9 protein-coding genes are annotated in these 9,235 nt (G+C 63.6%); 5 read left to right on the top strand and 4 right to left on the bottom strand.

Annotated features, from left to right (window positions below; translation table 11 throughout):
• From A3764_RS20675 to A3764_RS20665, 3 genes are all read left to right on the top strand, one after another.
• Positions 1-1,692 (top strand): penicillin-binding protein 1A (locus A3764_RS20675; RefSeq protein ID WP_067952044.1); only part of this gene is annotated, 1,692 nt, incomplete at its 5' end.
• Positions 1,693-1,800: 108 nt separating this feature from the next.
• Entirely contained in the window at positions 1,801-2,925 is a 1,125-nt protein-coding gene (prfB, locus tag A3764_RS20670) for a peptide chain release factor 2 (protein WP_067922752.1), read from the top strand.
• A gap of 93 nt (positions 2,926-3,018) precedes the next feature.
• Positions 3,019-4,428: an amidase gene (locus A3764_RS20665; RefSeq protein WP_067922796.1), complete on the top strand. Its 1,410-nt coding sequence runs from the start codon at positions 3,019-3,021 to the stop codon at positions 4,426-4,428.
• A 7-nt stretch (positions 4,429-4,435) separates the two neighbouring features.
• Here the strand turns inward: A3764_RS20665 and A3764_RS20660 are convergent, their stop codons facing one another.
• The 3 genes from A3764_RS20660 to A3764_RS20650 all read right to left on the bottom strand — a co-directional run bounded on the left by A3764_RS20660 (position 4,436) and on the right by A3764_RS20650 (position 6,746).
• Positions 4,436-4,678, bottom strand: a complete 243-nt coding sequence (locus A3764_RS20660) for a hypothetical protein (RefSeq protein ID WP_067922755.1) — start codon at positions 4,676-4,678, stop codon at positions 4,436-4,438.
• Complete coding sequence (locus A3764_RS20655; protein WP_067922758.1) at positions 4,675-5,847, bottom strand: aromatic ring-hydroxylating oxygenase subunit alpha; 1,173 nt, start codon at positions 5,845-5,847, stop codon at positions 4,675-4,677. The genes A3764_RS20660 and A3764_RS20655 overlap by 4 nt, the downstream gene beginning before the upstream one ends.
• 95 nt (positions 5,848-5,942) lie before the next feature.
• Positions 5,943-6,746, bottom strand: a complete 804-nt coding sequence (locus tag A3764_RS20650) for a helix-turn-helix domain-containing protein (RefSeq protein WP_082851012.1) — start codon at positions 6,744-6,746, stop codon at positions 5,943-5,945.
• A gap of 112 nt (positions 6,747-6,858) precedes the next feature.
• Here A3764_RS20650 and A3764_RS20645 point away from each other — a divergent pair, with 112 nt between their 5' ends.
• On the top strand, positions 6,859-7,302 hold the full coding sequence (locus A3764_RS20645) for a hypothetical protein (RefSeq protein WP_150120717.1): 444 nt from the start codon (positions 6,859-6,861) through the stop codon (positions 7,300-7,302).
• A gap of 26 nt (positions 7,303-7,328) precedes the next feature.
• Here A3764_RS20645 and ilvN read toward each other — a convergent pair whose 3' ends face one another.
• On the bottom strand, positions 7,329-7,889 hold the full coding sequence (gene ilvN, locus A3764_RS20640; RefSeq protein WP_067922766.1) for an acetolactate synthase small subunit: 561 nt from the start codon (positions 7,887-7,889) through the stop codon (positions 7,329-7,331).
• A gap of 308 nt (positions 7,890-8,197) precedes the next feature.
• Between ilvN and A3764_RS20635 the strand changes: the two genes are divergently transcribed.
• Complete coding sequence (locus A3764_RS20635; RefSeq protein ID WP_150120718.1) at positions 8,198-9,082, top strand: hypothetical protein; 885 nt, start codon at positions 8,198-8,200, stop codon at positions 9,080-9,082.
• The last annotated feature ends 153 nt before the right edge of the window (positions 9,083-9,235 follow it).

Genomic DNA, 9,235 nt, shown 5'->3' with positions numbered 1-9,235 from the left:
TTCACCGGCGGTCTGACCGTACGCGCGACCATCGACAACGAAATGCAGCCCATCGCCGCCAACGCGCTGCGCCGCGAGCTGGAGCAATATGACCGGGGCCGCGGCGTCTGGCGCGGCACCCGCAAGACATTGCCGCCCGAAGCGCTGACATCGGAAGAAAACTGGCGCGCCGCGCTCGCCGATCTGCGCGTGCCCCGCGACATCGATCTGGAAAACCAGTGGTATCCCGCCGTGGTGCTCGAAGTGGGGGCCAGCGATGCGCGCATCGGCATCGAAGGCGTGGAAGAGGACGCCGACGGCCACTGGATCCCCGCCGAGGATGTGACATGGGCCCGCAAGCTGAAGGTGAACGAGGAAACCGGCGGCACATCGCTCGGCCCGCGCGCGCAGGTGGCCGGAGACCTCGTGGATGTGGGCGACGTCGTTCTGGTGCGGCGCATGACGTCGGACGACAGCGGGGAATTCATCCGCTGGACCCTGCGGCAGGTGCCCGAAGTGCAGGGGGCTTTCGTCGCCATGGACGTGGACACCGGCCGGGTGATCGCCATGCAGGGCGGTTTTTCCTACCAGTCCTCGGTCTTCAACCGCGCCACGCAGGCCAAGCGGCAGCCCGGTTCGAGCTTCAAGCCCTTCGTCTATGCCTCGGCCCTGGATTCGGGCTATACCCCGGCGACGATCGTCGTGGACGCCCCGATCGAGATCAACACGCCGCAGGGTGTCTGGCGGCCCAAGAACGCCTCCAACAAATATTACGGCCCGACGCCGCTGCGGACCGGCATCGAACAGTCGCGCAACCTGATGACGGTGCGTCTGGCGCAGGAAGTGGGCATGGACACGGTTGGCAGCTATGCCGAACGCTTCGGTGTCTACGAAGACCTTGCACCGGTGCTCGCCAACGCTCTGGGCAGCCAGGAAACCACGCTGTACCAGATGGTATCGGCCTATGCGATGTTCGCCAACGGCGGCGAGCGGGTGCAGCCGACGCTCGTCGACCGGGTGCAGGACCGCTATGGCCGTACCGTCTACCGACACGATCAGCGCATCTGCAACGATTGCAACCTGACCGATCTGCCAGAAGGTCAGGCCCCGCGCGTCATCTCCAACCGCGAACGGGTGATGGACCCGGTGACGGCCTATCAGCTCACCTCGATGATGAAGGGCGTGGTGGAACGGGGCACCGCGCGCCGTTCGGTCGATCTGGGCGTGCCCACCGCGGGCAAGACCGGCACCACCAATGATGCCAAGGATGTCTGGTTCGTCGGCTTTACCAACAACATCGTGGCGGGCTGCTATATCGGCTACGACCAGCCGCGCTCGCTCGGCAGTGGCGCGTCGGGCGGCGGCATGTGCGGCCCGGTCTTTCAGCGCTTCATGAGCCAGGCGGTCCAGAAATACGGCGGCGGGGCCTTCAAGGTGCCCGATCAATGCGTCTTCATCAACATCGACCGGTTCACCGGCGCACGGCTGAGCGATGATGCCTCCGGCCCCAACGTGGTCGCCGAGTGTTTCCGTCAGGGGGAGGAGCCGGTCTTTGGCATCACCTTCGACGGCGGCTTTGCAATGGGGGCCGACCTGCCGTTGGTGGACGAACGGGCCACCTCTTCCCGTCAGGTCACCACCTCCACCGGGCGCAAGGCTACGGTGGGGCCGAAGGCAACCTTCGGCACGCTCAGCTCCGGCGGTCTCTACTGATCCATTCCGGCGCGCGCCCCCCGCATTGCTTGCCGGGGGCGCGGCGCTGGTCTATCAGTCGGGCGGCCCGCCCGGCGGGTTCCATTCCTCTTTCCCGAAGGCATCTTCATGCGCGCAGAAGCACAGAACACGGTGGATCAGATCAGCAAGTCACTGGACCTTTTGGCCCAGCGGCTGGACGTGGAAACCGCGCCCCACCGGCTGGAGGAATTCAACGCCCGGGTCGAGGACCCGAACCTGTGGAATGACCCCGAGGCGGCGCAGAAGCTGATGCGCGACCGGCAGGCGCTGGTGGATGCCATTTCGACCTACGAAGGCATCAAGCAGGAATTGGCGGACAACATCGAACTGATCGAACTGGGCGAGATGGAAGACGACGCCGAAGTCGTGGCGGATGCCGAAGCGGCGCTGAAGGCGCTGGCGGAAAAGGCCGCGCAGAAAGAGCTTGAGGCGCTGCTAGACGGGGAGGCGGACGGCAACGACACCTTTCTCGAAGTCAACGCGGGCGCGGGCGGCACCGAAAGCTGCGACTGGGCCGCGATGCTGGCGCGGATGTACGTCCGCTGGGCCGAGAAAAAGGGCTACAAGGTCGAGCTGCAGTCCGAAAGCGTGGGCGAAGAGGCGGGCATCAAATCCGCAACCTACAAGATCAGCGGTCAGAACGCCTATGGCTGGCTCAAATCCGAATCCGGCGTGCACCGTCTGGTGCGCATCTCGCCCTTCGATTCGGCGGCCAAGCGGCATACTTCCTTTACCTCGGTAAAGGTCTATCCGGTGGTCGACGACAACATCGAGATCGAAGTGAACCCGTCGGATATCCGCATCGATACCTACCGGTCGTCGGGCGCGGGCGGTCAGCATGTGAACACCACGGATTCCGCGGTGCGGATCACCCACCATCCCACGGGCATTGTCGTGACTTCCTCCGAGAAGTCGCAGCACCAGAACCGGGATATCGCTATGAAGGCGCTGAAAAGCCGGCTCTACCAGATGGAACTCGACAAGCGGTCCGCCCTTGTGAACGAAGCCCATGAAAGTGCGGGTGACGCAGGCTGGGGCAACCAGATCCGGTCCTACGTGCTGCAGCCCTATCAGATGGTGAAGGACCTGCGGACGAACTTCGAGACCTCCGACACCAAGGGTGTGCTGGACGGTGATCTGGACGGGCTCATGGGCGCGACGCTGGCGCTGTCGGTATCTGGCAAGAGCCGGGCGGAAGCGCGCGAAGGCTGATCGCCGGACCCGGAGCGGGCCTCTCCGCTTCAAGGTTTCCCAAAGGTCAACTCAGGGCTTGCGCCGCCCCGCGCGGTGACGTTTTCTGCGCCCATGGATATCATGAACATGGGGGCCCGCGCCCTGTCGCGGGCAATCGAAGACGGTGATCTGGGCGTGGCCGAACTGATGCAGGCCACGCTGGGGCGCATCGACAAGGTCAACGGCAAAGTGAATGCCATCGTTTCCTTGCGGGATGGCGACGACCTGATGGCCGAGGCACGCGCGGTTCAGGATGCCCCCCGCAAGGGCTGGCTGCACGGAATTCCCATCGCCATCAAGGATCTCGCCGATGCGAAGGGGCTTCCCACCTCCATGGGATCGCCGCTTTTTGCCGGGCAGATCGCGGATCATGACGATATATTCGTGCGCCGCATCCGGAAGGCGGGCGCCATCGTCATCGGCAAGACCAATACGCCGGAATTCGGCTTGGGCAGCCATACGTTCAACCCCGTGCATGGCGCCACGGCAAACCCCTATGACCCGTCGCGGTCCGCCGGCGGATCCTCGGGCGGTGCGGCGGCGGCGCTGGCTGCGCGGATGCTCAGCGTTGCGGACGGCTCGGACATGATGGGCAGCCTGCGCAACCCGGCAGGGTGGAACAATGTTTACGGGATGCGGCCAAGCTGGGGCAGGGTGCCGTCGGAGCCCGAAGGCGACATGTTCCTGCACCAGCTCAGCACCATGGGTCCCATGGCGCGCAGCCCCGAGGATCTGGCCGAGCTGCTCGATACGATGTCGGGATATGAGCCGCGCCTCCCGCTTTCTGCCAGGTCGGAGGCGACGGTCCCGCATCTCGAAGGCGACGTGAAGGGGCTTCGGCTGGGATGGCTCGGTGATTGGGGCGGGGCCTTTCCCTATGCCCCCGGCATCGACGCCCACAGCCGCGCCGCGCTGCGCAGCTTTGAAGAGATCGGCTGCGAGGTATTCGATGCGCCGCCACCCTTCGAGGCGGAGGCCATCTGGAACAGTTGGATCACCCTGCGCTCCTTTGCCGTGGCCGCCGGTCTATCGGCCCTTTACGACGTGCCGGAACGGCGCAAGGCGCTTAAACCCGCCGCGCAGTGGGAGGTTGAGCGGGGCCGGACCCTGACGGGGCCGCAGATACAGCGCGCGTCCGAGCAGCGGTCGGACTGGTTCCGCCGGGCGCATGATCTTTTCACCACCTGCGATGTCGTGGTGCTGCCTTCGGCGCAGGTCTGGCCCTTTGACGTGAACGACGTGCATCCGACCGAAGTCGCGGGCCGGAAGATGGATACCTACCATCGCTGGATGCAGGTGGTGACCCCGGCGAGCCTGATCGGCTTGCCGGTGGTCAACGTTCCGGCGGGTTTCGGCGATAATGGTCTGCCGCTCGGGCTGCAACTGATCGGTGCGCGGGGCACGGATGCGCGGCTGCTCCGGCTTGCCGCGCGCTATCACGAGGCGACAGATTGGCCCAATCGCCGCCCGCCCACGCTCTGACGCGGGATCAGCGCCGGGGCGGTCGTGGCGGCCCGGGCGGGGCTTCGCGCCCCAGAGCGACCAGTTGCGCGCAGAGCGTTTCGGCCGCAGGCAGCCCCCCTTCCAGCGCGAAGATATGCGCATGGGTCAGATAGAAGGCACCGGCCTCCGCATCGGCGGCCTGACGCGCGGCTTCTTCGTAGAGCCGGGCAAGCGCCGCGCCGTCCCCCGCGGCATGAGCCTGCAGGAGCCGTGCGTCGAGCGGGTTCATTCCGCCGCCGCCGGGGTGAGGGCGCCCGCGGCGCGATAATCGGCCAGTTGCGTGGCCACCCAATCGTGGAACAGATGGGTGGGGCCATCCATCGCGGGTGAAAAACGCCCCCCGTCGAAGGAGTGGGCATGGCGCCCGCGCTGCATGCCCTCGACCACGAAAACATCTTCGAGGAAGACTTGTTTCCACTGCTCGGTATTGCGCGCGCGCAGGTCGGGATCGGTGTCCGGGCGGGCGTAGTAGATGTGGATATGTTCCTCCGTCCGTTCCGGGCCGCGCGGCACCAGAATGATGGTAAAGGTATGGTCGCGGTGCACACCGAGCAGGACGTTCGGGAAGGCGGTGATATATTCCGCCGCGGTATCCCACGAAAGGCCCAACCCATCGAAATCCGGGAAACGGTTCCCGTCCTCGTCGGTCAACTGACGATAGACCAACGTGCCCTGACCCGAGTACTGGCGCGGCTTTTCGATATGGTAGTGATCTTCGAGCCGTGAATAGCTGTTGAGGCCGGGATGCACCCAGGGCAGATGATAGCTTTCGCAGTAGTTTTCCACCGCGAGCTTCCAGTTACAGTTCAGTTCAAGCTGAAACTGGCTGTCCGCGCCGCCGTGGTGCAGTGGCTGGTTGAACTCGGCCCAGCGGGCGATCAGGTCGGCATTCGCCTCCTCGAAGGGCCGCGCCGTGCCCGACAGGTTGACGAAGATCACGTCCATCCAGACATGGGCGCGGAATTCCACCAGCCCGAGGGTATCCCGGTCAATGCTCTCATGGGTATTGCGGCCCGGACCGCCGACATGGGGCGTGGAGACGAGGCGCCCGTCGGTCGCGTAGCACCAGCTGTGATAGGGGCAGCGGATCGCACCTTCGATCCGTCGCGGCTCCTCGATCAGGATCATGCCCCGGTGTCGGCAGGTGTTCTGAAACACGCGGACTTCGCCCGATTTGTCCCGCAAGACCAGCAGCGGCATCCCAAGCACGGTGAGGGGGATCGCGTCGCCGATCTCCGGAACCTCGGACGCGGTGGCGAGACCCATCCAATTGGCGAAAAGCACGGCGTCGCGTTCTTCGGCGTGCACTTCGGGGTCGATGTAATGGGCGTTTGAAAGACCGTTCGCTGCGCCGATGGGCTGGCGAACACGTTCCAGATCGGAAAGGGGGTGGGACATGGGCGGCTTCCTCCTGTGGCCGACAGTCTACCAGCCCCGGTCTGGATCGCGGAACGCGTGAGCGACCCGCACTTTTCTCACCGCGACATCGGAAGTCAGGAAAATTCGGCCTCCGGGCGCAGAAGGCGGCGGTGAAAGGGTTCCAGTTCGGCTGCCGCCTTGAAGCCGGTTCCCCGGGCCGCGGCGAGCACGGCACCGGTTCGCCGCCCGAGGTGTTCATAGACCAGCCGCGTCACCCGCATGCCGCCTTCGCTTTCGGGGACGGTGCGGGTGACGTAGCCCGCCCAGTAGTTGTTCTGGAACGATGCGGCCCGTGACAGGTAATTGAAGGATCCCGTCATCGCGTTGCGTCGCGCGGCAAGGATCGTGATGCCTTTTTCCTGCTGCATCACCAACCCTCGGAATTCGCGCGTCGGCGGATCGGTCGGCAGGTTCTGGAGCCGCATGGCTTCTTTCGTCTCGAAGCCGCGCAGCACGGTATGCCTGCCGTCCCGCCGTACGAGGAGGAGACCGACGACGAAGAGATCGGCGTTCACGAAACTGCGCCGTGAAAACCGGTAGAAGCCGGAAGGAAAGGCATCCTCCGGCACTTCACGGGCTGCCGTGCCGACAAAATTGCGCAAATAGGGGTTGGCGATCGGATCGTCAGCGCTGCCTGTGTCCAGATCGTCCACAGGTTCGAGCAGAACGCGGGCATCCACCCCGAAAAATTCGCACATCCGGGCCAGCACATCGGGCCGGGGGAAGCTTTCGCCGGAAAGGTAGCGGTTGAACTGGGTGCGGTTGATGCCAAGCCGCCGGGCAAGATCCGAAATGGAGGGGTATTTCCGTGAAAGCTTGCGGAGGTTTTCCCCGAACATACCCCTCAACTGGGCCGGTGACTGGCTTGGTCGCGCCATATGGTAGTTCCCGTGTTTCTGAATAGATTTGCGGCCGTGGGGGCAATTTTGCCAGTCCGACTGCGTCCTCCCGACGCGTAAAAGCGTCATATCTGACGCTAAAGCGCATCAGATGCGCAGAATACCGACACAAATTTCGATTGCTGGCTTGGATATTCAGTGTCGCGCATTAATGCAAAATATTGCTATCTTCTCCCAAACCGAGAAGGGGGAAGCAATGCCGATGATGGGAGTGGTAATTTGGTCCGATCCGACAGAGCGCAAGGCGGTCTTCTGGTGTGAGGATCACGGGGATCTGGCGTTCTACCACTGTGATGGCAAAACCCCCGCAGGCGGCTGGGGGATCGAAGCGGGGGACATTGTCCGTTTTGAAGTCAGCCGCAACCGCCACCTGCGGCAAGCCAAGGCCCCCGAGGTCATGCGCCAGCGCGCCTGCCATGATCTTCCGGACCGGCTACGGAATATATCGGGCCATGGCGCGGCAGCCAACGGCGCCCCGGTGAGTGAAGCGGTCGTGCCGATTATCCCGCGGGAGGCGGCGCGGGCCAGACTCTGAAACGATCCGGACCCGCCCGGAAGCGATCAGTCGCCGCGGGACAGGGCGGCAATGCCCGTGCGGGCCACTTCGCTGAGGCCGAGGGGCCGCATCAGATCCGCGAAAGCGTCGATCTTTTCCGGGGCGCCGGTGATCTCGAAAATGAAGCTTTCCAGCGTGCTGTCCACAACATTGGCGCGGAAGATATCCGCGAGCCGCAGCGCCTCCACCCGCTTTTCGCCGGTGCCCGACACCTTGAACATCGCCAGTTCCCGTTCCACGCTGGCGCCTTCGACCGTCAGGTCATGCACGTCATGTACGGTGACGATCCGACCCAGTTGCGCCTTGATCTGTTCGATCACCTGCGGCGTGCCGGAGGTGACGATGGTGATCCGCGACAGGTGCCCGGTATGGTCGACCTCTGCCACGGTCAGGCTGTCGATGTTGTAGCCGCGCCCCGAGAACAGCCCGATGACCCGCGCCAGCACGCCCGGTTCGTTTTCCACCAGGACGGCAAGGGTGTGCCGTTCGATCACGTCGGAAAAATTGGGTCGCAGGTTGTAGGCGGAATGGGAGGTCGCGCCTTTCTTGATCTTCAGGGGGGACATATCGAGCCTCGCTCTTTCTATGGTCTGTGTATTTCGCGTTGGTATTCAGGGCAATCGTTGGGGCGCGTCGGGCCCGGATTCCGCTGTTGTGCTGGCTCCGACCGGGCCGAAAACTGATCGGCTGGTTCGCCTCGGAACGGCATTTTGGTCAGACGTTTGTGATTTGCCATTAATCTGTTACACTGCGCCATATTAACTAGGCGTCTTTTATCATGACATTTCAACGTTTGTTTGTCTTCGTTCTTTCGCTGATCGCGCTGGCGCTCGCGGTCCTCATCTCTCCAGAGCGGTTGGCGTCCATCGGTCTGATGGAGCAGTCGCTGGCCCATGAAAACCCGCTGGTCCGCAAGTCGACCCTGATCGAAATTGTCTTCGCACGTTGGGTTTTTGCGGTGCTGGGGGGTGCGGGCCTGCTTGCTGTGATCCTGTGGCCGCGACTGGCTGGCAGCGCACGTCTCGCGCGCTTCATGGCGCGGGACTATGCCATGCCCGAGGCTTATGACAAGTTCCGACCGGGCCTGCGCAGTCTGGCGGCCATGGCGGGGCTTTACATGATTATCGTGCTTTACGTCATTTTCGGTGACCGACTGTTTTCCGTTGATACGCTGCTGGCCTTCAATCTTGAGGATGGCGTGATTGAAAACGTCTCGGCGGTGCTGTTGCTCGTTGCGGCCGTGTATGCGGCCTGGGTCGCCGTCACCGTGCGGGCTATCTATCCCAGGATGGCCCTGATGCACGGGTTTCTCGCTCTGCTGTTTGTTGTCATGTGCGGTGAGGAGATCAGCTGGGGGCAGCGCTATCTGGGCATCGAGACGCCCGAGGCCATGCGGCGCATCAATGTGCAGGCTGAGATCAATTTCCATAACCTTTTCGGTTACTTCTTCGATCATGCGTTTATTTTTTGTTTCTTCCTTTGGGGTGCCGTAGTCCCGGTTCTTGATCGCTATGTACCGCTGTGCCGGCAGGTGTTCCGCGCCATCGGATTGCCCATTGCCAGCGCGGGGCTGGCAATCGGGATGCTGGCCACGACGTTGTTTCAGGATCAGCTGGTTTACAGCTTTTCGGACGGGTTGCCCGGCCTTCGGGTGGCAGAATTGCGCGAACTGCTTTCGGCGCTGGCCTTCCTGCTGATGATGATGGAATCCCGCGAGCTGGTCCGGGCCGCGCCGCGCACACTGGCGGCATCGCACTGAAAAATCGCCACCCGGTCGGCGTTGCGCGCTTCGGTCCGGCAGGGGCAGGGGGTGCGCATATGAAAGACCCATTGCGCAGTCTGTCCCTTTGCTGTGGTCCGGGGCGGCCATCTGTCTGGTCCCTTTTTTCGCCGTCGGTATTCTGCCGGTCTC

The organism is Sulfitobacter sp. HI0129 (assembly GCF_001635395.1).
Classification (GTDB): Bacteria; Pseudomonadota; Alphaproteobacteria; order Rhodobacterales; family Rhodobacteraceae; genus Sulfitobacter.
This window is presented reverse-complemented; position numbering and strand designations above follow the sequence as displayed.

Coding starts and splice junctions, on each gene's coding strand:
- ilvN (WP_067922766.1), bottom strand. CDS start 7,889: ATGTCCCCCCTGAAGATCAAGAAAGGCGCGACCTCCCATTCCGCCTAC.
- A3764_RS20665 (WP_067922796.1), top strand. CDS start 3,019: ATGGATATCATGAACATGGGGGCCCGCGCCCTGTCGCGGGCAATCGAA.
- A3764_RS20655 (WP_067922758.1), bottom strand. CDS start 5,847: ATGTCCCACCCCCTTTCCGATCTGGAACGTGTTCGCCAGCCCATCGGC.
- A3764_RS20635 (WP_150120718.1), top strand. CDS start 8,198: ATGGAGCAGTCGCTGGCCCATGAAAACCCGCTGGTCCGCAAGTCGACC.
- prfB (WP_067922752.1), top strand. CDS start 1,801: ATGCGCGCAGAAGCACAGAACACGGTGGATCAGATCAGCAAGTCACTG.
- A3764_RS20660 (WP_067922755.1), bottom strand. CDS start 4,678: ATGAACCCGCTCGACGCACGGCTCCTGCAGGCTCATGCCGCGGGGGAC.
- A3764_RS20645 (WP_150120717.1), top strand. CDS start 6,859: ATGCGCAGAATACCGACACAAATTTCGATTGCTGGCTTGGATATTCAG.
- A3764_RS20650 (WP_082851012.1), bottom strand. CDS start 6,746: ATGGCGCGACCAAGCCAGTCACCGGCCCAGTTGAGGGGTATGTTCGGG.